Source organism: Streptomyces sp. CA-210063, from assembly GCF_024612015.1.
Taxonomy (GTDB): Bacteria; Actinomycetota; Actinomycetes; order Streptomycetales; family Streptomycetaceae; genus Streptomyces.
Genome location: NZ_CP102512.1, coordinates 6,469,539 through 6,496,159, shown reverse-complemented (window position 1 = coordinate 6,496,159; position 26,621 = coordinate 6,469,539). Strand labels below are relative to the sequence as shown.

At 67.8% G+C, this 26,621-nt stretch carries 16 protein-coding genes and 3 rRNA genes; 7 read left to right on the top strand and 12 right to left on the bottom strand.

The features are described 5' to 3' along the window. Nucleotides 1-51: 51 nt before the first annotated feature. A complete protein-coding gene (gene secA, locus JIX56_RS28440) occupies nt 52-2,898 on the bottom strand; it encodes a preprotein translocase subunit SecA (RefSeq protein WP_257544748.1) in 2,847 nt (948 codons plus the stop codon). Between the two features lie 289 nt (nt 2,899-3,187). Here secA and JIX56_RS28435 point away from each other — a divergent pair, with 289 nt between their 5' ends. Both JIX56_RS28435 and JIX56_RS28430 read left to right on the top strand, forming a co-directional pair. After that, nucleotides 3,188-3,772: a GNAT family N-acetyltransferase gene (locus tag JIX56_RS28435; RefSeq protein ID WP_257544746.1), complete on the top strand. Its 585-nt coding sequence runs from the start codon at nt 3,188-3,190 to the stop codon at nt 3,770-3,772. A gap of 106 nt (nt 3,773-3,878) precedes the next feature. Further along, entirely contained in the window at nt 3,879-5,069 is a 1,191-nt protein-coding gene (locus JIX56_RS28430) for a winged helix-turn-helix domain-containing protein (RefSeq protein ID WP_257544744.1), read from the top strand. A 22-nt stretch (nt 5,070-5,091) separates the two neighbouring features. Here JIX56_RS28430 and JIX56_RS28425 read toward each other — a convergent pair whose 3' ends face one another. The 7 genes from JIX56_RS28425 to mtnA form a co-directional block, all read right to left on the bottom strand. Beyond that, on the bottom strand, nt 5,092-5,841 hold the full coding sequence (locus JIX56_RS28425) for a response regulator (protein WP_257544742.1): 750 nt from the start codon (nt 5,839-5,841) through the stop codon (nt 5,092-5,094). 205 nt (nt 5,842-6,046) lie between these two features. After that, the gene (gene hpf, locus JIX56_RS28420) at nt 6,047-6,739 is read right to left on the bottom strand and encodes a ribosome hibernation-promoting factor, HPF/YfiA family (protein ID WP_443031895.1); all 693 of its coding nucleotides are present in this window, start codon (nt 6,737-6,739) and stop codon (nt 6,047-6,049) included. Between the two features lie 314 nt (nt 6,740-7,053). Further along, nucleotides 7,054-7,848 (bottom strand): ComF family protein, encoded by a 795-nt coding sequence (locus JIX56_RS28415; protein WP_257544738.1) that lies wholly within the window; start codon nt 7,846-7,848, stop codon nt 7,054-7,056. A 391-nt stretch (nt 7,849-8,239) separates the two neighbouring features. Continuing rightward, on the bottom strand, nt 8,240-10,066 hold the full coding sequence (locus JIX56_RS28410; RefSeq protein WP_257544736.1) for an LpqB family beta-propeller domain-containing protein: 1,827 nt from the start codon (nt 10,064-10,066) through the stop codon (nt 8,240-8,242). After that, entirely contained in the window at nt 10,056-12,140 is a 2,085-nt protein-coding gene (gene mtrB, locus JIX56_RS28405; protein ID WP_257544734.1) for an MtrAB system histidine kinase MtrB, read from the bottom strand. Before mtrB ends, JIX56_RS28410 begins: the two co-directional genes overlap by 11 nt. A 1-nt stretch (nt 12,141) precedes the next feature. Next, nucleotides 12,142-12,831 carry a two-component system response regulator MtrA gene (gene mtrA, locus JIX56_RS28400; protein ID WP_189823911.1) on the bottom strand — a complete coding sequence of 230 codons (690 nt, stop codon included), beginning with the start codon at nt 12,829-12,831 and terminating at the stop codon, nt 12,142-12,144. A gap of 8 nt (nt 12,832-12,839) precedes the next feature. Next, on the bottom strand, nt 12,840-13,985 hold the full coding sequence (gene mtnA / locus JIX56_RS28395; protein WP_257544732.1) for an S-methyl-5-thioribose-1-phosphate isomerase: 1,146 nt from the start codon (nt 13,983-13,985) through the stop codon (nt 12,840-12,842). A gap of 140 nt (nt 13,986-14,125) precedes the next feature. On the opposite strand from mtnA, the gene JIX56_RS28390 reads away from it, so the two are divergent. The 5 genes from JIX56_RS28390 to JIX56_RS28370 are packed head-to-tail and all read left to right on the top strand — an operon-like array spanning nt 14,126 to nt 19,706. Next, a complete protein-coding gene (locus tag JIX56_RS28390) occupies nt 14,126-15,487 on the top strand; it encodes a glycerophosphoryl diester phosphodiesterase membrane domain-containing protein (RefSeq protein ID WP_257544730.1) in 1,362 nt (453 codons plus the stop codon). 40 nt (nt 15,488-15,527) lie between these two features. Further along, nucleotides 15,528-16,217, top strand: a complete 690-nt coding sequence (locus tag JIX56_RS28385; RefSeq protein WP_257544728.1) for a DUF4129 domain-containing protein — start codon at nt 15,528-15,530, stop codon at nt 16,215-16,217. Then, on the top strand, nt 16,214-17,407 hold the full coding sequence (locus JIX56_RS28380) for a DUF4350 domain-containing protein (protein ID WP_257544726.1): 1,194 nt from the start codon (nt 16,214-16,216) through the stop codon (nt 17,405-17,407). Before JIX56_RS28385 ends, JIX56_RS28380 begins: the two co-directional genes overlap by 4 nt. Beyond that, complete coding sequence (locus JIX56_RS28375; RefSeq protein WP_257544724.1) at nt 17,407-18,396, top strand: AAA family ATPase; 990 nt, start codon at nt 17,407-17,409, stop codon at nt 18,394-18,396. Before JIX56_RS28380 ends, JIX56_RS28375 begins: the two co-directional genes overlap by 1 nt. After that, entirely contained in the window at nt 18,396-19,706 is a 1,311-nt protein-coding gene (locus JIX56_RS28370; RefSeq protein ID WP_257544722.1) for a DUF58 domain-containing protein, read from the top strand. Before JIX56_RS28375 ends, JIX56_RS28370 begins: the two co-directional genes overlap by 1 nt. A 95-nt stretch (nt 19,707-19,801) precedes the next feature. Here JIX56_RS28370 and rrf read toward each other — a convergent pair. The 4 genes from rrf to JIX56_RS28350 form a co-directional block, all read right to left on the bottom strand. After that, a 5S ribosomal RNA gene (gene rrf / locus JIX56_RS28365) occupies nt 19,802-19,918 on the bottom strand. Between the two features lie 93 nt (nt 19,919-20,011). Then, nucleotides 20,012-23,133: ribosomal RNA gene (locus JIX56_RS28360) — 23S ribosomal RNA — on the bottom strand. Nucleotides 23,134-23,441: 308 nt separating this feature from the next. Next, nucleotides 23,442-24,967: ribosomal RNA gene (locus tag JIX56_RS28355) — 16S ribosomal RNA — on the bottom strand. The 16S, 23S and 5S rRNA genes sit together here, the layout of an rRNA operon. Before the next feature lie 592 nt (nt 24,968-25,559). After that, nucleotides 25,560-26,567 carry a stage II sporulation protein M gene (locus JIX56_RS28350; RefSeq protein WP_257544720.1) on the bottom strand — a complete coding sequence of 336 codons (1,008 nt, stop codon included), beginning with the start codon at nt 26,565-26,567 and terminating at the stop codon, nt 25,560-25,562. Nucleotides 26,568-26,621: the final 54 nt, after the last annotated feature.

Here is a 26,621-nt window from a genome sequence, read left to right as displayed (position 1 = left end):
CGGCTCGTGTTTCACCGTCTCGCCCACGGAGCGTGCCCGTGGAGCGGCCCTTTACTTCTTGCGGCGGCGGCTCGTCTTGCCCTGCTGCTTGCGGCGCTCCGCGCGGGTGAGGCCGTCGGCCTCGGAGCGGACGGGCTCGTCCTCGGGGAGGTCGCCCTCGACGATGCCACCCTCGCCGTCGACGGTCGGCGCGGAGAAGTGCAGCCGGTCGCGGCGCTGCGGGGCCTCCAGACCCTTCGCACGAATCTCGGGCCGGGACGCACCGGCCTGGGCCGGCACCGCATCCGTCTTCTCCAGGGACGGCTTCTCGTCCTCGACCGGGACCTCCTCGACCTGCTGCTCGACCTGGACCTCCAGGTTGAACAGATAGCCGACGGACTCCTCCTTGATGCCCTCCATCATGGCCTGGAACATGTCGAAGCCCTCGCGCTGGTACTCGACCAGCGGGTCCTTCTGGGCCATCGCGCGCAGGCCGATGCCCTCCTGGAGGTAGTCCATCTCGTAGAGGTGCTCACGCCACTTGCGGTCCAGCACGGAGAGGACGACCCGGCGCTCCAGCTCACGCATGATCTCGGAGCCGAGCTGCGCCTCACGCGCCTGGTACTGCTCGGTGATGTCGTCCTTGATGGACTCGGCGATGAACTCGGGGGTCAGCCCGGCCCGGTCGCCGGCGGCCTCCTCCAGCTCCTCGACGGTGACCTTCACCGGGTAGAGCTGCTTGAAGGCGCCCCACAGCCGGTCGAGGTCCCACTCCTCGGCGAAGCCCTCGGCGGTCTCGGCGGTGATGTACGCGTCGATGGTGTCGTCCATGAAGTGCTGGATCTGCTCCTGCAGGTCCTCGCCCTCCAGGACACGGCGACGCTCGCCGTAGATGACCTCGCGCTGCCGGTTGAGGACCTCGTCGTACTTGAGGACGTTCTTCCGGGTCTCGAAGTTCTGCTGCTCGACCTGCGACTGGGCGGAGGCGATCGCGCGCGTGACCATCTTGTTCTCGATCGGCACGTCGTCCGGCACGTTGGCCATGGACATCACGCGCTCGACCATCTGCGCCTTGAAGAGCCTCATCAGGTCGTCGCCCAGCGACAGATAGAAACGGGACTCGCCCGGGTCGCCCTGACGGCCGGAACGACCGCGCAGCTGGTTGTCGATACGGCGGGACTCGTGCCGTTCAGTGCCGAGGACGTAGAGCCCGCCCAGGTCCTTGACCTCCTCGAACTCCGCCTTGACCGCCTCCTCGGCCTTCGCGAGGGCCTCGGGCAGGGCGTGGGCCCACTCCTCGATGTGCTCCTCGGGGTCGAGGCCGCGCTGGCGCAGCTCGGCCTCGGCGAGGTCCTCGGGGTTACCGCCGAGCTTGATGTCCGTACCACGGCCGGCCATGTTCGTCGCGACCGTCACGGCGCCCTTGCGGCCGGCCTGGGCGACGATCGTCGCCTCCCGGTCGTGCTGCTTGGCGTTGAGCACCTCGTGCTGGACGCCGCGCTTGCTCAGCTGCTGGGACAGGTACTCGGACTTCTCGACCGACGTCGTACCGACGAGGATCGGCTGGCCCTTCTCGTGCTTCTCGACGATGTCGTCGACGACCGCCTCGAACTTGGCGACCTCGGTGCGGTAGATCAGGTCGGACTGGTCCTTGCGGACCATCGGCCGGTTGGTCGGGATCGGGACGACGCCGAGCTTGTAGATCTGGTGGAACTCGGCGGCCTCGGTCATCGCCGTACCGGTCATGCCGCAGAGGCCGGGCCGTTCCTTGCCGTTGTGGTCGTGGCGCTTGTAGAGGCGGAAGAAGTTCTGCAGGGTGATCGTGGCGAGCGTCTGGTTCTCGTCCTTGATGTCCACCCCTTCCTTCGCCTCGATCGCCTGGTGCATGCCCTCGTTGTAGCGGCGGCCGGCGAGGATACGGCCGGTGTGCTCGTCGACGATCATGACTTCGCCGTCCATGACGACGTAGTCCTTGTCCTTCTTGAAGAGCTCCTTGGCCTTGATGGCGTTGTTCAGGTAGCCCACCAGAGGCGTGTTCACCGACTCGTAGAGGTTGTCGATGCCCAGCCAGTCCTCGACCTTGGAGACGCCGGACTCGTGGATGGCGACCGTGCGCTTCTTCTCGTCGACCTCGTAGTCGCCGGTCTCCTCGATGCCCTTGAGCTGGTTGCCGGGCTCGCCCTTCTTCAGGCGCGTGACCAGCTTGGCGAAGTCGCCGTACCACTTGGTGGCCTGGTCGGCCGGGCCGGAGATGATCAGCGGCGTACGGGCCTCGTCGACGAGGATGGAGTCGACCTCGTCGACGATCGCGAAGTTGTGACCGCGCTGGACGAGCTCGTCCTTGGACCACGCCATGTTGTCGCGGAGGTAGTCGAAGCCGAACTCGTTGTTCGTGCCGTACGTGATGTCGCACGCGTACTGCTCACGGCGCTGGGCCGGCGTCATGTTGGCGAGGATGCAGCCGACGCTCAGACCCAGGAACTTGTGGACGCGGCCCATCATCTCGGAGTCGCGCTCGGCCAGGTAGTCGTTGACCGTGATCAGGTGAACGCCTTCGCCGGACAGCGCGTTCAGATACGCGGGCAGCGTGCCGACGAGGGTCTTGCCCTCACCGGTCTTCATCTCGGCGACATAGCCGAGGTGGAGGGCGGCACCGCCCATGATCTGCACGTCGTAGTGGCGCTGGCCGAGCGCGCGCTTGGCACCCTCGCGCACGGTGGCGAACGCCTCGGGAAGCAGGTCGTCGAGGGTCTCGCCGTCGGCGTACCGCTGCTTGTACTCCTCGGTCAGGGCGCGCAGCTCGGCGTCGGAGAGGTCGACGAAGTCCTCTTCGATGGAGTTGACCTGGTCCGCGATGCGGTGCAGCTTGCGCAGGATTTTGCCTTCGCCTGCACGCATGATCTTCGAGAGGACGGACACGGGGGTTTGTCTCCTTGCCGGTCGGGCCTGGGACGGTCGGTTTCAATGACAGTTGGCAGTTTTAAATCACAGCTTGAGCAACGGCCATCGTAAGCGAGGACCCCGCCGTGCCGGGAGGTCTGTCAGTGACAGCCACTAGGACAACGGGCGGCCGATGCGGATGGTGCCGCGTTCCGTACACGAAATGCGCGAATTGTGACCGTCTCCTCACCCACCGCGCCCCTGGGCCGTCCACAGAACAGCCTCAAATGGGATGGCGTCCTTCGCTTCCGCCAAGCAGAATCGCCCGATGGACCCCGTCACCCTGACCACCGCGCGCCTGCTGCTGCGCACCGTGGACCGGCACGACACCGACTCGGTGTACGCGGCCGCGCAGGACCCGGACATCCAGCGCTGGACCACGATCCCCTCGCCGTACCTGCGGGAGCACGCGGAGGGTTTCGTCGAGCAGGCCGTCCCCGAGGGCTGGGCCGACGCCTCCATGTTCACCTTCGGCCTCTTCCTGCCCGCCGGGGAACTGGTGGGCATGCTCGGCGTCACCATGCGGTCCCTGGGCACCGGCGAGATCGGTTTCTGGGCCACCAAGGAGCACCGCCGCAACGGCTACATCACCGAGGCCACCCGCGCCGCCGCCCACTGGTCCTTCACCACGCTCGCCCTCGACCGCCTCGAATGGCGCGCCGAGGTGGGCAACACCGCCTCCCGAGCCGTGGCCGAACACACCGGCTTCACCCTCGAAGGCACCCTCCGAGCCGCCCTCACCAACAACGGAGTACGCCGCGACTGCTGGCTGGCCTCCCTGCTCCCCTCAGACCTGGGCCTGCCTTCCGCCACGCCGTATCTGCCCGCACCCTCCAGCCCGTCCGGCGTTTGAGGACGAGGCCGAAGGCCGACGGGGGTCTGGTGGCGCAGCCCCTCCCCCTCCCCCCAACCCCGCAGCGCATCCCCCGCTGTCAGTGCCCTCCCCTACCCTGCGGAACATGACCTCCCTCCCGCGCCCCGCCACAGAACTCACCGCAGACGAGGCCCGCCGAATCGCCCTCCGGGCCCAGGGCTTCCTCGGCGCCCCGGACCGCAGAGCCGGCGTCCGCGGCGTCCTGCGACACCTGGGCGCGGTCCAACTCGACACGATCTCCGTCCTCGCCCGCTCCCACGAACTCATCCCGTACGCCCGCCTCGGCGCCATAGGCCGCACCACGGTCGACCAGGCCTACTGGACGGCCGCGCCCACCGGCGCACCTCCGGCACGCCCCCACGCCTTCGAGTACTGGTCCCACGCCGCCTGCATCCTCCCCATCGAGGAGTGGCCCCACTTCGCCTTCCGCCGCCGCGCCTACCGAGCCCGCCCCCACTGGAACCACCAACTCCCGGACGGCGCCTACGACCGCGTCATCAAACAGCTCCGCACCGAGGGCCCCCTCACCGCCACCGAACTCGGCGGAGCCAAACGCACCAGCGAGTGGTGGGACTGGTCCGGCGAGAAGGTCGCCGTCGAACGCGCCCTGATGTACGGCGAGGTGGTCTGCGTGGAGCGCCGCGGCTGGAAGCGGGTGTACGACCTGGCCGAGCGCGCCGTGCCGGACACCTTGCTGCACGACGAGCTGGACGACACGGAGTGCCTACGCCGCCTGGTCCGTCTGGCGGGCGAGGCCCTGGGCGTCGGCACCCGCGCGGACATCGCCGACTACCACCGTCTGAAGGGCGAGCAGTTCGACGCGGTCGTCGCCGACTCCGGTCTGGTCCCGGTGACGGTGGAGGGCTGGGCCAAGCCGGCCTGGGCCGACCCGGCGGCCCTGGCCACACCCCCACGCGGACGCCACCGCACCACTCTCCTGTCCCCGTTCGACTCCCTCGTCTGGGAACGGGCCCGCACGGAACGCCTCTTCGGCTTCACCCACCGCCTGGAGGCCTACGTCCCCAAGCAGAAACGCGTCTACGGCTACTTCGCGATGCCGGTCCTGTCCGGCGGCCGGCTCGTCGGCCGTGTCGACCCCGCCCGCGACGGCCGCACCCTGGTCGCCAAACAGGTCACGCTCAACGGCCCCAAGGCGGTCCCGGCGGTCGCGCAGGCCCTCCTGGAGGCCGCGACCTGGGTGGACTGCACGGACGTACGCGTGGAACGCGTGGACGCCCCGGAGCTCCGCGAGCCCCTGATCCGCGCCCTGACGTGACCTCGCGGCCCAACGACCGGACCTAACGAATCTCGAGGATCTTCTCCCGCATCGCGTAGACCACGGCCTCCATCCTGGAGTGCAGCTGAAGCTTCTCCAGGATGTTGCGCACATGGTTCTTCACGGTGTTCTCGGAAATGAACAGCTCCTTGGCGATGTCCCGGTTGTTCATCCCGGTCGCCACGAGCTTGAGTACTTCCAGTTCCCGGTCCGTGAGCCGCGGCGCCGGCACGAGCCGCCGCTCGTCGGTCCGCTGAATCATGGATTTGAACTCGGTGAGCAGCTTCGACGCCATCGAAGGACTGATCTGCGACTGCCCGTCGGCGACCGCGCGAATGGCCGTGGCCACCTCGTCCGTGGAGATCTCTTTGAGGAGATAACCGGTGGCCCCCGCCTTGATCGCGTCGTAGAGGTCGGCCTCCTCATCGCTGATCGTCAACATGATGATCTTCGCGCTGGGAGCCACCTCCTTGATGGAGGTACACGCCTCGATACCGCCGCGCTTGGGCATCCGTACGTCCATCAGCACGATGTCGGGCAGCAGATCCGCGGCCTTGTCGACCGCCTCCGCCCCGTCACCGGCCTCGCCGACGACCTGGATGTCCTCCTCGGCCGCGAGCACGATCTCCAGACCGCGGCGGAAAAGCGCGTGATCGTCCACGACCAGGACCCGGATCGGCTCCTTGCGCTGGGAGCCCGCGGCGGGGCCCATGCCGACGGAGCCTTCGTCGGCATCCTCGTCACGCATCGGTCCAAAACTGCTGTCCGCCATCGTTCCTCCCCCTGAAGGCCGTGGCCTGTGTTTCTGTGCCATCGCCAACCCAAGGCAACGGCCCGCCGGTTGGGGCCGGTTCGGCCATGATTTCATGCCCGGCCGACACTGCGGTGACAGAGCGGGCCACGAGGGGTCGCACACCGGTGCCCCTGGGGGCGCACAAGCGCTCCAGGGGCACCAGCTCAGCTGTCACACGGCGCGGTCAGCCGCCGAGCGCGCCGCCCGCGGCGTCCGAATGCGCCTGGGCGACCATCGGGTCCGTGCTGAGGTGGATGACGCCGTAGTCGTAGGCGTGCCGCCGGTAGACGACACTCGGTTCCTTGGTCTCGGAGTCGACGAACAGGTAGAAGTCGTGCCCGACCAGCTCCATCTCGTAGAGAGCCTGGTCGAGGGTCATCGGGGAGGCGACGTGGGTCTTCTCGCGGACGATGAGAGGGCCTTCGCCCTTCACTTCCAGCGAGCCGATCCTCTTGGTGGGCACGCCGTCCGACTTCTCCTCGTCGGCGACGTATCCGTTGCCGTTGAGCGTCGCCACACCGGGGACGTGGTCGGCGACCTCCGCGGCCGTGAGCCTGCGCGCGCCTCGGCGCGTGTAACGCTTGTCGTGCTGCTTGCGCAGCCGGGCCTCGAGCTTGTCCGCCGCCAGGTCGAGCGCCGCATACGGATCACTTGCCGCGGCCTCCGCCCGGATCACCGGTCCGCGGGAGTGGAGCGTGATCTCCACCCGGTCACTGCGGTCGGCCTGTCGGGGGTTGGGCTCCTTGGACACCTCGACGTCGAGGCTGATCACCTTGGCGTCGAGCTTCTGGATCTTCTCCAGCTTCAGCTTCTCGGCCACGTGCTTGCGGAACCGCTCGGGCACCTCGGTCTTGCGGCCCTTGACGACGATGTCCACGCAGAACTCCGTTCCCGGATCACTCCGCTCCACTGGCGGAGCATCTCCCTTGTGCACCAGGTTCCGGTGGCTCCCGGAACCGCGGACTCGGTGACTTCCACCTCCTCCTCCCCCGTGGACAAGATCTCCACCCCGCCGGCGCGGGTGATTCGGAAAACCCGCAGCACAGCATTCGGATATGGCGCGAACAGCCGGGGCCATTCCCTCACAACCGAACATATCTCGCCCGGACGTATGTCGTCACCCTCTACCGAGACATACCTCCGTTCAGGTGAATTGACCCTCTCATTACCTGCAACGATGCAAGTTCTCTCTCAGTTCCGGTTTATTTGGAAAGAGTCGGGCGGCGCGGCGACCACCGCCGCACGGATCACGTCTCCGACGCCGTCCGCACCCGCCATTCCCGTTACCCCTTGTGTTCGCACCATCTCCTTTACCGTTCGTCCCGCGTCAAACTCCTCCGGAACCACCTCCCACCCGGCCCTGGCCACCCGCACCGCCCGTGCCGCCTCCGCGAGCGAGGCACCGGTCGTCATCAGGTCGTCCACGAGCACGACCAGGCCTCCACCCAGCAGCCGAGTACCCCCGGCGACCACCTCCAGGGCACCCGCGAGGTTGTCCAGCCGCTGCCGGGAGTCCAGCCCCGACTGATCGGCCACGGCACGCCGCTGCCGCAGCACACCGAGCACCCGGGCCGGCGTACCGGTACGCCGCAGCTGCCCGGCCGCCGCGAGCGCGATCCGCCGCGCCGGGTCGTGCCCACGCGCCCGCACCGCCCGCCGCGCGGACGGCACCGGAACCAGCAGCACCGGTCCATCGCCACCGCCCGCCCGTACGGCCCCTGCCAAGGCCGTGCCGAGCGGTCCGGCGAGCGCCAGCGCACCCCGTTCCTTGTGCGCGAGCAGCGCGGCCCGCACCGCGTCCTCGTACGGAGCCGCCGCGTACACCACGGGCAACCCCGACGGTTCCGGCACCGGTCGCACCCGGCACGGCGCGCCTTTGGTCAGAGCCGCGCGACACTCCGGGCAGAGCACCGCGCGAGGCCTCCCGCAGCCTCCGCACTCGGCCGGCAGCACCAGATCCGTGAGGTCCTGCCACCACCCCCGCATGCCCACCACTGTGCCAACGCATGCGACGCCCTGCCACCCCTGTGGACAACCGCCTGTGGACAAGTCACCGAAAGGACAGAGGGGTTGTCACCCACATGAGCGATGGGCGCCCGAAGAAGAGCGAGTGCCTTCAGAAAAGGCCGAGTCTCATCACAAAAGGACCGGGTGCCGCCGCAGATGGGCGCACGCCACCACCTCCGCCGCGCGTCGACGCCGGCCGACATCACGGGCGCCACCGAACCACGGGCGGCACCGAAACCGGGCGCAGCTGAACCACAGCCGCCCAGAAGCCACCAGTGGCCAGCCCCGCGGAACCCGTCCGCCGGACACGGCGGACACGGCGGACACGCCGGACACGCCGGACACAGCGGAGACAGGCCCCGCCCCGGCCCTACCCCGGGTAGACCGGCGCCGTCCCCTCCTTGACCACCGTCTGCCACTGCGCCCCCGGAGACAGCCGGACGATGCCGTCGGCAGAGTGCGCGACCAGCGGCTGGCTCTCGTCCTCGGACGCGGCGATCTCCTCCACGCCGGTGAGCGCGGAAGGCCCGGCGCCCGGCGCCGGGGAGCCGTCGACCCGGACGTACCGCATCTGCTGCACACCCCCGGATTCGCGCCCCACGACCACGAGCTGGCTGTCACCGGCCCACGACATGGCGGTGACGTCCTCCAGGTCCGGTGTCACGGACCGCAGTTCGACGATCGAGACAGTGGTGCCGTCGGCGTCGGCGTCGCGCTCGATGCGGCCGATGTACAGCGCCCGCTCGCCCTCGTCCTCCAGGATCAGCGCGACCCGTACCCCGTCGGCGGCCACACGCACCGCCTCGATGCGCCCGTTGAGCCCCGGCGTCCTGACCTCCAGCGGCTCCCCCATGCCGTCCGCCAGCACCAGCAACCGGGGATTCCTGGGGTCGCGGTCGGCGACCCACAGGTCGCCCCGCCCGTCCCAACTGGGCGTCGTCAGCCGGTCCTTCGCGGTGGCGCCGGCGCTGCTCAGCGCGGGATCGCCGAGCGCGCCGTCCGCCGTCAGCGGCGACACGTACAGCTCGCTCCCGTCGAGCGACACCCCGGCGGCCCGGTCCTCACCGCGTGACACGGCGGCGGACCGCAACTGCTTCTCGCCCTCGCCGAGCGCGCCGGGAACGGCCGTCGGCGTGGTCACCGTGTTCCGCTCGGGCAGGCGTACGAGCTTGTGCTCGCCGTCGATGAAGTACTCGTACTCCGCGCTCTTACCGAAGCCGTGCGAGGCGATGATGTCGGCCTGGCCCTCACCGAGCACGCACAGCTGCGCGCCGGTCGACCCCTGGAGCTCCACCTCGTCCACGCCCGTGGGCATGTAGTCCTGGAGTGTGAAGAGGAGTTGGGCGGCCATCTCCTCGCATCGGCTCTCCGAGACGCGGTCGGCCTTCTTGTTCAACGGCACGACCAGCCTGTTCTGGTCGTCGGGCGTCAGCGGCCCGGTGCCCTTCCGCAGGGCCGTACCGGAGGGGAAGCTCGTCCTCGCGACCGGGTTGAGCCAGCTGGTGGGGCCCTTCAACAGGTCCCGGACCACCTGGGTCACCGGGTCGACCTGGCTGCGCACATAGACCGGGTCGGCGACCGTCCCCGGCTCACCGGACTGCGCGGCGGAGGTGAAGTAGTACTTGTTGATCGACTTGTAGTTGCGCTCGAAGTCCGACCTGCCGAGCACCACGCCCGGCGGCAGCTGGTCGATGCGCCACTGCTGGGTGTCCTTCACGCGCGTGAGATGCACGGTCCGGCGGTACTCCCCGCCGACGGGCGTGTACGCGTGCTGCCCGTCCACCAGGGCGACCTTCTTGCCGGACAGCTCGTACCGGTACTCGTCGGTCTGCGGCCGCTCCCCCGTGACCTGGGTGTAGGGGGTGGGTGCCTCGGCGAGGACCGTGGTCGACTCGCCCGGTTTCCAGTTCTTGAGCGCGTCACCGGTCAGGTATTTGCGTGCCGTCGCATAGTTCAGGTCGTCGCTGGTCAGGGCTTCCAGGAAACCCTGCACGATCTCCCGCGGCTCGGCGTCCTCCGCGGGCGGCAGCGCGAAGACCCGCACCTGGGCGTCCTGCCTCGGCGTGGACTCGACATCACGCATGTCACCGCTGTCCGGCATCGAGGCGCACCCCGCCAGCAGTACGGCACCGATGCCGACGTATGCCGTCGCCCGCACCGGACGCCCACGGCCGCGTTTCCCGCGGTCAGCGCCCACGGAATGCCTCCCCCTGCTCGTGCTGCCGCTCCACGCCGCTCTCCGACGGCCTCTCCTCGGCCTGCCCCGCGTCGTCCGACCGCCGCGCCGGCGAGGCCGGAGACGGTGTCGTGGGCGGCGTGCCCGGCCGGGGCACCACACGCGCGCCGCTGCCGGGGAGCGCCGTAGGGTCGGCCGTGGGCACCTGCCCGGCGCCCGGCCGGGGCCCTATGGCCGCCCGCGCGGCCCCCCGCTCACCGGCTTGGACCGGCACCGTGGCGAGCTTGCCGCTGCCGCCGAGCGGCAGACCGGCGTCGTTCAGCCCACGGGTTCGCCGTGAGTCCTTCGGTTCCAGGGGTATCGGGGACCCCCGCAGCGGCTCGTCCGCCGTCCGCGGCAGAGTGAGCCGGAACTGCGAACCGCCGCCCGGCTCACCCCACGCCTGCAACCAGCCGCCGTGCAGCCGGGCGTCCTCCAGGGCGATGGAGAGCCCCAGTCCCGTACCACCGGTGGTACGCGCGCGTGCCGGGTCGGCCCGCCAGAAACGGCTGAACACCCGCGTCGCCTCGCCCGGCTTGAGCCCGACGCCGTAGTCGCGCACCGCGACCGCGACCGCGCCGCCCGCCGCCGCCAGCTTGACCACCACGTCCTTGCCCTCACCGTGCTCGACCGCGTTCACCACGAGGTTGCGCAGCACTCGCTCCACACGCCGGGCGTCGGCCTCGGCGACGACGGGCTGCTGGTCCCCCAGGACCCGTATCCGCGTCCCCTTGCGCTCCGCGAGCGGCTCGGCCCCGCTGACGACCTTCCGCACGACCTCGCGCAGGTCTATCGGCTCGGCCTCCAGTGCCGCCGCGCCCGCGTCGAACCGGCTGATCTCCAGCAGGTCCGCGAGCAGCGACTCGAACCGGTCCAGCTGGTCGGCGAGCAGCTCGGCCGACCGCGCGGTCACCGGGTCGAAGTCCACGCGCGCGTCATGGATGACGTCCGCCGCCATCCGTACCGTCGTCAACGGCGTACGCAACTCGTGCGACACATCGGAGACGAACCGCCGCTGCATCCGCGACAGGTCCTCCAGCTGCTGGATCTTCAGCTGCAGATTCTGCGCCATCTTGTTGAAGGCCTCGCCGAGCCGCGCGATGTCGTCCTCGCCGCTGACCTTCATACGTTCCTGGAGGCGTCCGGCGGACAGCCGCTCGGCGATCCCGGCCGCCATCCGCACGGGCGTGACGACCTGCCGCACCACGAGCCAGGCGATGGCCCCGAGCAGCACGACCACGAACAGCCCCGCCGTCGCCAGCGTCCCCTTGACCAGATCGAGGGACTTCTCCTCCTGAGTGAGCGGGAAGAGGTAGTACAGCTGGTACGGCTCACTGTTGGGGTCGCTGACCTGCTTGCCGATGATCAGCCCCGGCTGGGGCTCCTGCCCGTTGTCGTAGTAGATCCGCGTGTAGCTCTGGACGGCACTGGTGCCGTCGTCGACCCGCTCGCGCAGCTCCACGGGCACGCTGAGGTCCCATTTCACGCCCCCGGAGACACGCGGGCCGAGCCCCCCGGTGTCACCGTCGGCGGAGGCGGGGCTGAGGGTCACGACGTCGAACGCGCCCTGGCCACCACTGGACAGCGAATTCACCAGGTTGGTCATCCACTCGACGACGTTCTGCACCTGGTCGCCGTCCGGCTCCGCGCTGTCGTTCCCTGCCGCGCTCGCCTCACTGTCGGCCTTCTGCTCGGCGACCGTGAAGCCGCCGGTGGCCTGGCTCTGCGAGGCCTTGACCTTGGCGTCCAGCAGTCCGTTACGGACCTGCCCGATGACGACGAAGCCCAGCAGCAGTACGACGCTGAGCGACATCAGCAGGGTCGTCACGACGATCCTGAGCTGGATGTTGCGCCGCCACAGCCGCATCACGGGCAGCAGCGGACGGCGCACCCAGCGCATGAACAGCCTCAGGACCGGGCTGCCCTGGACTCCGCCCTGCAGCAACCCGCCGTCGAGGAGACGCCCCCAACGGGAACCCGACGACTTCCGGCCGACAGGCCGCTCCGCGCGGGTCCCCGGCTGGCCGGGCGCCGAAGCGGCACTGTCACCGGACATGTCAGCTGGGCCCTGCCTTGTATCCGACGCCACGGACGGTCACCACGATCTCCGGCCGCTCCGGGTCCTTCTCGACCTTGGAGCGCAGCCGCTGCACATGGACGTTCACCAGACGGGTGTCCGCCGCGTGGCGGTACCCCCAGACCTGCTCCAGCAGGACCTCCCGGGTGAACACCTGCCACGGCTTCCGCGCCAACGCGACCAGCAGGTCGAACTCCAGAGGCGTCAGCGCGATCGACTGCCCCTCCCGCTTCACGGAGTGCCCGGCCACATCGATGACCAGGTCACCTATGGCGAGCTGCTCCGGCGCCGGCTCCTCCGACCTCCTCAGCCTGGCCCGGATCCGGGCCACCAGCTCCTTCGGCTTGAACGGCTTCACGATGTAGTCGTCCGCGCCCGACTCCAGGCCGACCACCACATCCACGGTGTCGCTCTTCGCCGTGAGCATCACGATCGGCACCCCGGACTCCGCCCTGATCAGACGGCACACCTCGATCCCGTCCCGGCCCGGCAGCATCAGATCCAGCAGCACCAGATCCGGTTTGGCCTCACGGAACGCGGCCAGCGCCTTGTCGCCGTCGGCTACGAAAGACGGCTCAAAACCTTCACCACGCAACACAATGCCGAGCATCTCGGCCAGTGCGGTGTCGTCGTCGACGACAAGGACTCGTCCCTTCATGAATGCCATCATCCCATTAACTAAATCGTTACCTGGCGTGACCTGTCACACAGCTCGGCAAGCGCATCGGCGGTCACGGGCGACACAGCCCCTTCCTCGGTGACGATCGCCGTCACCAGCTCCGGCGGTGTCACGTCGAACGCCGGGTTGTACGCCTGGGTCCCCAGGGGTGCCACCGCGATCCCGCCTCCCGCCTCTGCTCCCGCCACCGGCACCTGAGGTGCCGTGATCTCGGTCACCTCATGACCCGCGCGCTGTTCCACCTCGATGGACGCCCCGTCCGGGGTGTCCGGATCCACCGTCGTCACCGGCGCCACCACGATGAACGGCACATGGTGATACCGGGCAAGCACCGCGAGCGGATAGGTCCCGACCTTGTTCGCCACCGATCCGTCGGCGGCGATCCGGTCGGCCCCGACCAGCACCGCGTCCACCTCCCCCGCCGCGAAGAGCGAACCCGCGGCATTGTCCGTGAGCAAGGTGTACGCCATTCCGCTGCGCGCCGCCTCATAAGCGGTCAGCCGGGAACCCTGCAGCAACGGCCGCGTCTCGTCCACCCACAGCCGACGCAGCCGCCCCGACCGGTGCGCGGCGAGCGCCACCGCGAACGCCGTGCCCTCACCACCCGACACCAGCGCACCGGTGTTGCAGTGCGTGAGCACCCGGTGCCCGCCGCCCGGCAGCAGCTCGTCGAGCAGCGCCAGCCCGTGCGCGGCCATGCGGGAACTCGCCTCGGCGTCCTCCCGGTGCAGCGCCCGCGCCGCGGCGAGCGCCGCCTCGGCGGCCTGCTCCTGGTCGCTCGTCCGGCCGAGCTCTGCCCGGTAGGCGGCCCGCGCCCGGCGCACACCGACGGCGAGGTTCACCGCGGTGGGCCGGGCACCCTCGAGCGCCTGGGCGGCGTCCTCCACGTCGAACCCCCGGGCGGCGGCGAGCGCGACGCCGTATGCCCCGGCGATGCCCAGCAGCGGCGCCCCGCGCACAGCGAGCGAACGGATCGCCTCCACCAGCGCGGGCGCGTCCGTGCACACCAGCTCGACCTCCTCGGCCGGCAGCCTCGTCTGGTCCAGGAGGACCAGGACGGGGCCTTCAGGTGGCTCGTCCCAACGGATCGCGGGTATCTCGGTCGGCCTGGTGTCGTCGCCGGATCGCGCGTACTGATCAGCCATGCGGTCAGTCTGCCCCGTATCCGTCGGACAATTGAAGGTACGCAGCGCATACGGCCCCCGGTCACTTCTCGGACACCGCGTGGCACGATGGGCGCCAACCTGCCGCCGCGACCGCGGACGAGCACCGTGAAGGAGCGACGATGAAGGACACTCCGGGCTGGGCCTCGCCCGGATCCGCCCCCTCGGGCGGCCAGGAGCCGGACCAGCAGGGCTCCGCGCAGCCGGCTGACCAGAGCGGCGCGGACCAGGCACAATCGCCGTCCAAGTGGTCCAAGGAGCAGCCGCCGCCCGCCCAGTGGACCGCTCCGAGCCCGCAGGGCCCCGGCCAGACCCCGCCACCACCACCGCCCGTCCCGGGCTGGGGCGGCCACCCCGGCGCGCCCCAGCCCGGCACCCAGCACCCCGGCCCCGGCGGCTACGGCCCGCCCGGCGGGCACCCCGGCTACGGCGCCCCTGGCCCGGGCTACGGCGCTCCCGGCTGGGGCGGCGGATGGGGAGGCCCCCCGCCCGCGGCCAAGCCCGGCGTGATCCCGCTGCGCCCGCTCGGCATCGGCGAGATCCTCGACGGCGCGGTCTCCACCATGCGCACGCACTGGCGCACGGTCCTGGGCATCTCCCTGACCGTCGCGGTCATCACCCAGATCGCGGCCATCCTGCTCCAGGGCCTCGTTCTCAACGACACCGCGAACTCGGACGTCCTCAGCGACCCGACCGCCACGCCCGACGAGCTGGGCCGCGCCCTCGGCGACACCCTGCTGACCACCTCCGCCGTCCTGGTGATCTCCCTGCTGGGCACCATCATCGCGACGGCCCTGCTCACGACCGTCACCAGCCGAGCCGTCCTCGGCAAGCCGGTGACCACCGCCGAAGCCTGGCGGGACGCCCGCCCGCAACTCCTCAGGCTGGGCGGCCTGACCCTCCTGCTGCTCCTCATCGCCGGCCTGATCATGACCGTGGGCGTCCTGCCCGGCATCCTCGTCGCCGCAGGGGGCTCGGCCGGCGCCGGCGTCCTCCTCGCCCTCGTCGGCGGGATCGGTGCCTTCGCCCTCACCGTCTGGCTGATGATCCGCTTCTCGCTCGCCTCGCCCGCGCTGATGCTGGAGAAGCAGGGCGTGGCGAAGTCGATGAACCGCTCCGTCAAGCTGGTGCGCGGCTCCTGGTGGCGGGTCCTCGGCATCCAACTGCTCGCCGCGATCATCGCCTACGTCGTCGCGTCGATCGTCGTGATCCCCTTCTCCGTCGTGGCCGCTCTCCTGGACGGCAACGGCATCTCCGACTTCATCGCCTCCGGCGGCGCGAACATCGGCTGGACGTACCTCGTCATCAGCGGCGTCGGCGCGGTCATCGGATCCACGGTCACCTTCCCGATCAGCGCCGGCGTCACCGTGCTCCTCTACATCGACCAGCGCATCCGCCGCGAGGCCCTCGACCTCGAACTGGGCCGCGCCGCCGGTGTCCAGGGCTACGGCGGCGACACCCCCGCCGCCACCCCGGGGAGCTGATGCGGTGAGACTGTCGGGGGGAGCGCTGACAGCCATACCGATGTCCTGGCGCTCGGCGGACGAGCCACCCATCACCCTCCCGCGCGACCCCGCGCGAGAGGCGGCACAGCGCGAGCTGTCCAAGGGCATGTACCACGAGAACGACCCCAGTTGGTACGAGCGCGCCATCGACGCCTTCTGGGACTGGCTCGACAAACTGTTCGGCGCCGCCTCCGCAGCCACCCCCGGCGGCACACTCGGCCTCGTCGTCATCGTCCTGGCCGTCCTGGCCCTCCTCGGAGCCCTGTGGTGGCGCCTCGGCACCCCTCGCCGCGCCCCTGTCTCGTCAGCTGTGCTCTTCGACGACCGCCCCCGCAGCGCCGCCGAACACCGCGCGGCCGCCGAGGCGCAGGCCGCCCAGGGCCACTGGAACCAGGCCGTCCAGGAACGCATGCGTGCCGTCGTCCGCTCCCTGGAGGAGCGCGCCCTGCTCGACGCCCGCCCCGGCCGCACCGCCGACGAGGCGGCCTCCGAAGCCGGCCGGGTCCTCCCCGCCCACGCGGACCGACTGCGCGCCGCCGCCCGGGACTTCGACGACGTCACATACGGCGGCCGGTCCGCGGCCGAAGGAACGTACCGCCGGCTCGCCGCCCTCGACGACGACCTGGAGCGCACCAAGCCCGCCCTGGCGAGCAGCACCGCCAGCACCGCGAACACGGCCCACAGCACGCGCCGGGGAGCCGCCGAATGACCACCGAGGCCACGCTCCCGTCCACCTCGGTCTCGCCCACCGCCCGCCAGGTGTGGACCCGCGCACGCGGTGTCGTGCTCGCGGCCGTGATCCTCCTGGCGGCGGCCGTCGTGATCGCCGTGATCCAGTCGGGCGCGGAGCACGGCCGCCTCGACCCGCGCTCCGCCGACACCAACGGCAGCCGCGCCGTCGCCGAACTCCTCACCGACCGGGACGTGTCCACCCGGCTCGTCACCACCCTCGACGAGGCGAGCGCCGCCGCGGGCCCCGACACCACACTCCTGATCGCTGTCCCCGACCTGCTGACCGATTCCCAGCAGAGCCGCCTGCGCACGGCGACCGAGGCCTCCGGCGGCCGCACGGTCCTCGTCGCCCCCGGCTCCCCGTCCGTCAGCACCCTCGCCCCCGGGGTCACCGCCGACCCCGTCCTCAGCTTCGACTCCACCCTCGCCCCCCGCTGCGACCTGCCCGCCGCCCGCCGCGCGGGCAGCGCCGACACCGGCGGCATCCGCTACCACGTCACAGCCCGCACGGCCGACACCTGCTACTCCGACGAGGGCCTGCCCACCCTGGTGCGCGTCCCGGCGGCAGAGGGGGACGGCGACACCGTCGTACTCGGCGCCCCCGACGTCCTCTACAACAGCAGCCTCGACGAGCAGGGCAACGCCTCCCTCGCCCTCCAACTCCTCGGCTCGCGCTCCCATGTGGTCTGGTACCTCCCCTCGCTCTCCGACGACTCGGCCTCCGACGCCGACAGCCGCAGCTTCTTCGACCTGCTCCCCTCGGGCTGGATCTGGGGCACCGCGCAGCTCTTCGTCGCCGGGGCCCTGGCCGCCCTCTGGCGGGCACGCCGACTCGGCCCCCTGGTGCCCGAGAAACTCCCCGTCGCGATCCGCGCCTCCGAAACCGTCGAAGGCCGCGCCCGCCTCTACCGCAAGGCCAACGCCCGCGACCGCGCGGCCGCCGCTCTTCGCTCCACCACCCGCACGCGCCTCGCCCCCCTCGTAGGTGTCCCCGTCTCCCGGGCACACACGCCCGAGGCCCTGCTCCCCGCCCTGTCCTCACACCTCCACGGCGACGGACAGTCCCTGCACGCCCTCCTCTTCGGCCCGCCGCCCAGCGACGACACCGCCCTCATCGCCCTCACCGACCAACTCGACGCCCTCGAAAGAGAGGTACGCCGTTCATGATGGACCCGACCACTGACAACGCCGGGACCACCGGGGACCCGGGTGCCGCCCGAGCCTCCCTGGAGGCCCTGCGCGCCGAGATCGCCAAAGCCGTGGTCGGCCAGGACCCCGCCGTGACCGGCCTCGTCGTCGCCCTCCTCTGCCGCGGACACGTCCTACTTGAAGGAGTCCCTGGAGTAGCCAAAACGTTGCTCGTCCGCGCCCTCGCGTCCGCACTGGAACTGGACACCAAGCGCGTCCAGTTCACCCCGGACCTCATGCCGAGCGACGTCACCGGCTCCCTCGTCTACGACACCCGCAGCGCCGAGTTCTCCTTCCAGCCCGGCCCGGTCTTCACCAACCTGCTCCTCGCCGACGAGATCAACCGCACCCCGCCGAAGACCCAGTCCTCCTTGCTGGAGGCCATGGAGGAGCGCCAGGTCACGGTCGACGGCACCCCACGCCCGCTCCCGGACCCGTTCCTGGTCGCCGCGACCCAGAACCCGGTCGAGTACGAGGGCACGTATCCCCTCCCCGAAGCCCAGCTGGACCGTTTCCTCCTCAAACTGACGGTCCCACTCCCGTCCCGTGAGGACGAGATCAACGTCCTCACCCGCCACGCAGAGGGCTTCAACCCGCGCGACCTGCGCGCCGCCGGCGTACGCCCCGTCGCGAACGCGGCCGACCTCGAAGCGGCCCGCGCCGCCGTGGCCAAGACGACGATCTCCCCCGAGATCACCGCCTACGTGGTGGACATCTGCCGCGCCACCCGCGAGTCCCCGTCCCTCACCCTCGGCGTCTCCCCCCGAGGCGCCACAGCCCTCCTCGCGGCCTCCCGCGCCTGGGCCTGGCTGACGGGCCGCGACTACGTCATCCCCGACGATGTCAAGGCACTCGCCCTTCCGACCCTCCGCCATCGCGTCCAGCTCCGCCCGGAGGCCGAGATGGAAGGCGTGACGGCCGACTCGGTCATCAACGCGATCCTCGCCCACCTCCCCGTCCCCCGCTGATGGCCCCCACCGGACGCGCCGCACTCCTCGCGGCCCTCGGCACTCTCCCCGTGGGCATCTGGGAACCCAGCTGGACGGGCATCCTCGCCGTGAACGCATCCCTGGCCCTGGCATGCGCCTGCGACTACGCCCTCGCCGCCCCAGTGCGCCGACTGGGCCTCACACGCTCCGGCGACACCTCCGCACGCCTGGGCGAAACCGCGGACGTCACCCTCACGGTCACCAACTCCTCCAACCGCCCCCTGCGCGCCCAGCTCCGCGACGCCTGGCCCCCCAGCAGCTGGCTCCCCGGCACCGAAGTGGCCGCCTCCCGCCACCGCCTCACGGTCCCCCCAGGCGAACGCCGCCGCGTCACCACACGCCTGCGCCCCACCCGCCGAGGCGACCGCCAAGCGGACAAGGTCACGATCCGCTCGTACGGCCCCCTCGGCCTCTTCGCCCGCCAGGGCAGCCACAAGGTCCCCTGGACCGTACGGGTCCTCCCGCCGTTCACCAGTCGCAAACACCTGCCCTCCAAGCTGGCCCGCCTGCGCGAACTCGACGGCCGCACCAGCCTCCTGACCCGAGGCGAGGGCACGGAGTTCGACAGCCTCCGCGAATACATCCCCGGCGACGACACCCGTTCCATCGACTGGCGCGCCACGGCCCGCCAGTCCTCGGTGGCGGTACGCACCTGGCGCCCCGAACGCGATCGCCACATCCTCCTCGTCCTGGACACCGGCCGAACCTCCGCAGGCCGCGTGGGCGACGCCCCCCGCCTCGACGCTTCCATGGACGCGGCCCTCCTCCTGGCCGCGCTCGCCTCCCGAGCCGGCGACCGTGTGGACCTCCTGGCCTACGACCGCCACGTACGAGCCCTCGTCCAGGGCCGCACGGCCGGCGACGTACTCCCATCCCTGGTCAACGCGATGGCCCCCCTCGAACCCGAGCTCGTCGAAACGGACGCCCGCGGCCTCACGGCCACCGCACTCCGTACGGCATCCCGCCGCGCCCTCATCGTTCTCCTCACGACCCTCGACGCGGCCCCCGTCGAACAGGGCCTCCTCCCGGTGCTGTCCCGCCTCACCCAACGCCATACGCTTCTGGTGGCCTCGGTCGCCGACCCGCACATCGCCCGCATGGCCGGCTCACGAGGCACCACAGAGGCCGTCTACGAGGCCGCAGCGGCCGCGCAGGCCCAAACAGACCGCCACCGCACCGCCGAACAACTCCGCCGCCACGGCGTCACAGTCGTCGACGCGACCCCGGAGAACCTGGCGCCGGCCCTGGCTGATGCCTATCTGGCGCTGAAGGCAGCAGGTCGCCTCTGATTCCTCTAATTCAGGGGGGCAATCCTGGAAAGGGAGGGAGCACCCCAAACGCAGAAAGGCCCACACCGTGAGGTGTGGGCCTTTCTGTAATATTTGTTCGGCGGTGTCCTACTCTCCCACAGGGTCCCCCCTGCAGTACCATCGGCGCTGTAAGGCTTAGCTTCCGGGTTCGGAATGTAACCGGGCGTTTCCCTCACGCTATGACCACCGAAACACTATGAAACTGTCAAACACCCGCACCACCCGCTGTGACCCGGGCGGGGTTGTTCGTGGTTTCAGAACCAACACAGTGGACGCGAGCAACTGAGGACAAGCCCTCGGCCTATTAGTACCAGTCAACTCCAGCGGTTACCCGCCTTCCATATCTGGCCTATCAACCCAGTCGTCTACTGGGAGCCTTAACCCCTCAAAGGGGGTGGGAATACTCATCTCGAAGCAGGCTTCCCGCTTAGATGCTTTCAGCGGTTATCCCTCCCGAACGTAGCCAACCAGCCATGCCCTTGGCAGAACAACTGGCACACCAGAGGTTCGTCCGTCCCGGTCCTCTCGTACTAGGGACAGCCCTTCTCAATATTCCTGCGCGCGCAGCGGATAGGGACCGAACTGTCTCACGACGTTCTAAACCCAGCTCGCGTACCGCTTTAATGGGCGAACAGCCCAACCCTTGGGACCGACTCCAGCCCCAGGATGCGACGAGCCGACATCGAGGTGCCAAACCATCCCGTCGATATGGACTCTTGGGGAAGATCAGCCTGTTATCCCCGGGGTACCTTTTATCCGTTGAGCGACGGCGCTTCCACAAGCCACCGCCGGATCACTAGTCCCGACTTTCGTCCCTGCTCGACCCGTCGGTCTCACAGTCAAGCTCCCTTGTGCACTTACACTCACCACCTGATTGCCAACCAGGCTGAGGGAACCTTTGGGCGCCTCCGTTACTCTTTAGGAGGCAACCGCCCCAGTTAAACTACCCATCAGACACTGTCCCCGATCCGGATCACGGACCCGGGTTAGACATCCAGCACGACCAGACTGGTATTTCAACGACGACTCCACCCGAACTGGCGTCCGAGCTTCACAGTCTCCCAGCTATCCTACACAAGCCGAACCGAACACCAATATCAAACTGTAGTAAAGGTCCCGGGGTCTTTCCGTCCTGCTGCGCGAAACGAGCATCTTTACTCGTAGTGCAATTTCACCGGGCCTATGGTTGAGACAGTCGAGAAGTCGTTACGCCATTCGTGCAGGTCGGAACTTACCCGACAAGGAATTTCGCTACCTTAGGATGGTTATAGTTACCACCGCCGTTTACTGGCGCTTAAGTTCTCAGCTTCGCACGCCCGAAAGCGCACTAACCGGTCCCCTTAACGTTCCAGCACCGGGCAGGCGTCAGTCCGTATACATCGCCTTACGGCTTCGCACGGACCTGTGTTTTTAGTAAACAGTCGCTTCTCGCTGGTCTCTGCGGCCACCCCCAGCTCACCGAGTAAATCGGATCACCGGTGATGGCCCCCCTTCTCCCGAAGTTACGGGGGCATTTTGCCGAGTTCCTTAACCATAGTTCACCCGAACGCCTCGGTATTCTCTACCTGACCACCTGAGTCGGTTTAGGGTACGGGCCGCCATGAAACTCGCTAGAGGCTTTTCTCGACAGCATAGGATCATCCACTTCACCACAATCGGCTCGGCATCAGGTCTCAGACTATTGCCAGGCGGATTTACCTACCTGACGTCCTACACCCTTACCCCGGGACAACCACCGCCCGGGATGGACTACCTTCCTGCGTCACCCCATCACTCACCTACTACAGGTCTGGTCCGTCGGCTCCACCACTTTCCTTTCCCCGAAGGGTCCGGAACGGCTTCACGGACTTAGCATCGCCTGGTTCAATGTTTGACGCTTCACAGCGGGTACCGGAATATCAACCGGTTATCCATCGACTACGCCTGTCGGCCTCGCCTTAGGTCCCGACTTACCCTGGGCAGATCAGCTTGACCCAGGAACCCTTGGTCAATCGGCGCACACGTTTCTCACGTGTGTATCGCTACTCATGCCTGCATTCTCACTCGTCAACCGTCCACAACTCGCTTCCGCGGCTGCTTCACCCGGCAGACGACGCTCCCCTACCCATCCCAGCGGGCGTTGGCCCTCATGCTGAAATGACACGACTTCGGCGGTACGCTTGAGCCCCGCTACATTGTCGGCGCGGAATCACTAGACCAGTGAGCTATTACGCACTCTTTCAAGGGTGGCTGCTTCTAAGCCAACCTCCTGGTTGTCTGTGCGACTCCACATCCTTTCCCACTTAGCGTACGCTTAGGGGCCTTAGTCGATGCTCTGGGCTGTTTCCCTCTCGACCATGGAGCTTATCCCCCACAGTCTCACTGCCGCGCTCTCACTTACCGGCATTCGGAGTTTGGCTAAGGTCAGTAACCCGGTAGGGCCCATCGCCTATCCAGTGCTCTACCTCCGGCAAGAAACACACGACGCTGCACCTAAATGCATTTCGGGGAGAACCAGCTATCACGGAGTTTGATTGGCCTTTCACCCCTAACCACAGGTCATCCCCCAGGTTTTCAACCCTGGTGGGTTCGGTCCTCCACGAAGTCTTACCTCCGCTTCAACCTGCCCATGGCTAGATCACTCCGCTTCGGGTCTTGAGCGTGCTACTCAAACGCCCTATTCGGACTCGCTTTCGCTACGGCTACCCCACAACGGGTTAACCTCGCAACACACCGCAAACTCGCAGGCTCATTCTTCAAAAGGCACGCAGTCACGAGGCAAGCACAAGTGCTCACCCGACGCTCCCACGGCTTGTAGGCACACGGTTTCAGGTACTATTTCACTCCGCTCCCGCGGTACTTTTCACCATTCCCTCACGGTACTATCCGCTATCGGTCACCAGGGAATATTTAGGCTTAGCGGGTGGTCCCGCCAGATTCACACGGGATTTCTCGGGCCCCGTGCTACTTGGGTGTCTCTCAAACGAGCCGTTGACGTTTCAGCTACGGGGGTCTTACCCTCTACGCCGGACCTTTCGCATGTCCTTCGCCTACATCAACGGTTTCTGACTCGTCCTGTCGCCGGCAGACGACAGAAGAGAGATCCCACAACCCCGTATACGCAACCCCTGCCGGGTCTCACACGCATACGGTTTGGCCTCATCCGGTTTCGCTCGCCACTACTCCCGGAATCACGGTTGTTTTCTCTTCCTGCGGGTACTGAGATGTTTCACTTCCCCGCGTTCCCTCCACTTGCCCTATGTGTTCAGGCAAGGGTGACAGCCCATGACGACTGCCGGGTTTCCCCATTCGGACACCCCCGGATCAAAGCCTGGTTGACGACTCCCCGGGGCCTATCGTGGCCTCCCACGTCCTTCATCGGTTCCTGGTGCCAAGGCATCCACCGTGCGCCCTTAAAAACTTGGCCACAGATGCTCGCGTCCACTGTGCAGTTCTCAAACAACGACCAACCACCCATCACCCCCGGCAACAACCGGAGTTCACTGGGGCCGGCACTGAAGGCAGCCACACGGCCATACCCTCAGACACCCAACAGCGTGCCCGACACCCTCGCCTCTCTCATCCGTGTTCCACGCCGAAGCAGTACTAACGAACCCGAGAAGACCGAGTGTGCCGAATAATCAACGTTCCACCCTTGAGCAACCACCGCAGAACATTCGCCTGCGTTGTGGCCCTGGACCACCGAGCAAGCTCGACGGCCTAGATGCTCCTTAGAAAGGAGGTGATCCAGCCGCACCTTCCGGTACGGCTACCTTGTTACGACTTCGTCCCAATCGCCAGTCCCACCTTCGACAGCTCCCTCCCTTACGGGTTGGGCCACCGGCTTCGGGTGTTACCGACTTTCGTGACGTGACGGGCGGTGTGTACAAGGCCCGGGAACGTATTCACCGCAGCACTGCTGATCTGCGATTACTAGCAACTCCGACTTCATGGGGTCGAGTTGCAGACCCCAATCCGAACTGAGACAGGCTTTTTGAGATTCGCTCCGCCTCACGGCTTCGCAGCTCATTGTACCTGCCATTGTAGCACGTGTGCAGCCCAAGACATAAGGGGCATGATGACTTGACGTCGTCCCCACCTTCCTCCGAGTTGACCCCGGCAGTCTCCTGTGAGTCCCCATCACCCCGAAGGGCATGCTGGCAACACAGAACAAGGGTTGCGCTCGTTGCGGGACTTAACCCAACATCTCACGACACGAGCTGACGACAGCCATGCACCACCTGTACACCGACCACAAGGGGGCGACCATCTCTGGCCGTTTCCGGTGTATGTCAAGCCTTGGTAAGGTTCTTCGCGTTGCGTCGAATTAAGCCACATGCTCCGCTGCTTGTGCGGGCCCCCGTCAATTCCTTTGAGTTTTAGCCTTGCGGCCGTACTCCCCAGGCGGGGAACTTAATGCGTTAGCTGCGGCACCGACGACGTGGAATGTCGCCAACACCTAGTTCCCACCGTTTACGGCGTGGACTACCAGGGTATCTAATCCTGTTCGCTCCCCACGCTTTCGCTCCTCAGCGTCAGTAATGGCCCAGAGATCCGCCTTCGCCACCGGTGTTCCTCCTGATATCTGCGCATTTCACCGCTACACCAGGAATTCCGATCTCCCCTACCACACTCTAGTCTGCCCGTATCGAATGCAGACCCGGGGTTAAGCCCCGGGCTTTCACATCCGACGCGACAGACCGCCTACGAGCTCTTTACGCCCAATAATTCCGGACAACGCTCGCGCCCTACGTATTACCGCGGCTGCTGGCACGTAGTTAGCCGGCGCTTCTTCTGCAGGTACCGTCACTTTCGCTTCTTCCCTGCTGAAAGAGGTTTACAACCCGAAGGCCGTCATCCCTCACGCGGCGTCGCTGCATCAGGCTTTCGCCCATTGTGCAATATTCCCCACTGCTGCCTCCCGTAGGAGTCTGGGCCGTGTCTCAGTCCCAGTGTGGCCGGTCGCCCTCTCAGGCCGGCTACCCGTCGTCGCCTTGGTGAGCCGTTACCTCACCAACAAGCTGATAGGCCGCGGGCTCATCCTTCACCGCCGGAGCTTTCCACCACCAGGCCATGCGGCCGGTGGTTGTATCCGGTATTAGACCCCGTTTCCAGGGCTTGTCCCAGAGTGAAGGGCAGATTGCCCACGTGTTACTCACCCGTTCGCCACTAATCCCCACCGAAGTGGTTCATCGTTCGACTTGCATGTGTTAAGCACGCCGCCAGCGTTCGTCCTGAGCCAGGATCAAACTCTCCGTGAATGTTTACCCGTAATCGGGTGCACACATCACGAGAGCGGAACAACCAGGCGGAATAAGCCCGGCCGTTCACAGCGTCCTCGCTGTGTTTTTTCAAAGGAACCTCGCCCCAACCACATGGCCGGGAACGGGGTATCAACATATCTGGCGTTGATTTTTGGCACGCTGTTGAGTTCTCAAGGAACGGACGCTTCCTTTGTACTCACCCGAGCAACTTCTCGAGCTTTCCTCCGGGCGCTTCCCTTCGGTCTTGCATTTCCAACCTTACCAGATCCGTTTTCCGTTCCGTTTCCGGTCGGAATTCATTTCCAGTGGCCGTTGGAGGGCCTCTGCCTATTTGATTGCCTTACGGCTTTCTTTTCGGCGAGTCCGACTTTATCAGAAGTTTTTGGCCGGACTGACCAGCCGCTCATTCTGAATCATCGGATGGGCTCACTCGGGAATCATCTTCACGAGAAGCCGACAGATATTCACTGTCACCTGGGGCATGTCCACCTCTAGGTAACTGTGTAAATCTACCTCCCCACACGCGCCGTGTCAACGGCTCCTGCGGGAACGAAGAGGAGACTAACAGCCCGACGGGGGTGTCCGCACATCAGGCGGCCGTAGGGACCGCGGCACTGCGTTCGTGCTCCTCGACGTCGCCCGTGTCGCCGGCCCGGACGGCGCGTCCTCCCAGGACATAGACGTAGGCGAGGAAGGCCAGCTCGGCAAGGACTCCGATGCTGATACGGGCCCAGGTGGGCAGGCCGGAGGGGGTGACGAAGCCTTCGATGGCGCCGGAGACGAAGAGGACCAGCGCCAGGCCTATCGCCATGCCCAGGGCGGCTCGCCCCTCCTCGGCCAGGGCCGAACGGCGGGTGCGGGGACCGGGATCGATGACGGTCCAGCCGAGGCGTAGGCCCGTGCCGGCGGCCACGAAGACAGCGGTCAGTTCCAGGAGGCCGTGCGGGAGTATCAGGCCGAGGAAAACGTCGAGGCGGCCGGCCGAGGACATCAGGCCGATGCCCACGCCAAGGTTGAGCATGTTCAGCAGCAGGATCCAGAGGACCGGCAGGCCCAGGAAGATGCCCAGGACGAGGCACATCGCGGCGGCCTGTGCGTTGTTCGTCCACACCTGGGCGGCGAAGGAGGCGGCGGGATGGCTGGAGTAGTACGTCTCGTACTGGCCCCCGGGACGGGTCATCTCGCGGAGTTCGTCGGGGGCCGCCAGGGTGGCCTGGACCTCCGGATGGATGCCGATCCACCACCCCAGGAGGACGGCGACGAGGGTGGAGAGGAGTGCTGTGGGGACCCACCAGTGGCGGGAGCGGTACACGGCGGCCGGGAATCCGTGGGTCAGGAAGCGCGTGACATCTCGCCAGGAAGCGCGTCGGTTTCCTGTCACGGCACTGCGCGCGCGTGCCACCAGTTGGCTGAGACGGCCGGTGAGCTGGGGGTCCGGGGCGCTGGACTGGATCAGCGAGAGGTGGGTGGCCGTGCGCTGGTAGAGGGCGACGAGTTCGTCGACCTCGGCGCCGTTGAGGCGGCGCTGGCGGCGGAGCAGGGCATCCAGGCGGTCCCACTCGGCGCGATGGGCGGACACGAAGACATCGAGGTCCATCGGGTGTGCTGCTCCTCGTCCCTCTCGTATTGCGTGTCAGCTTGTCGTACTGGT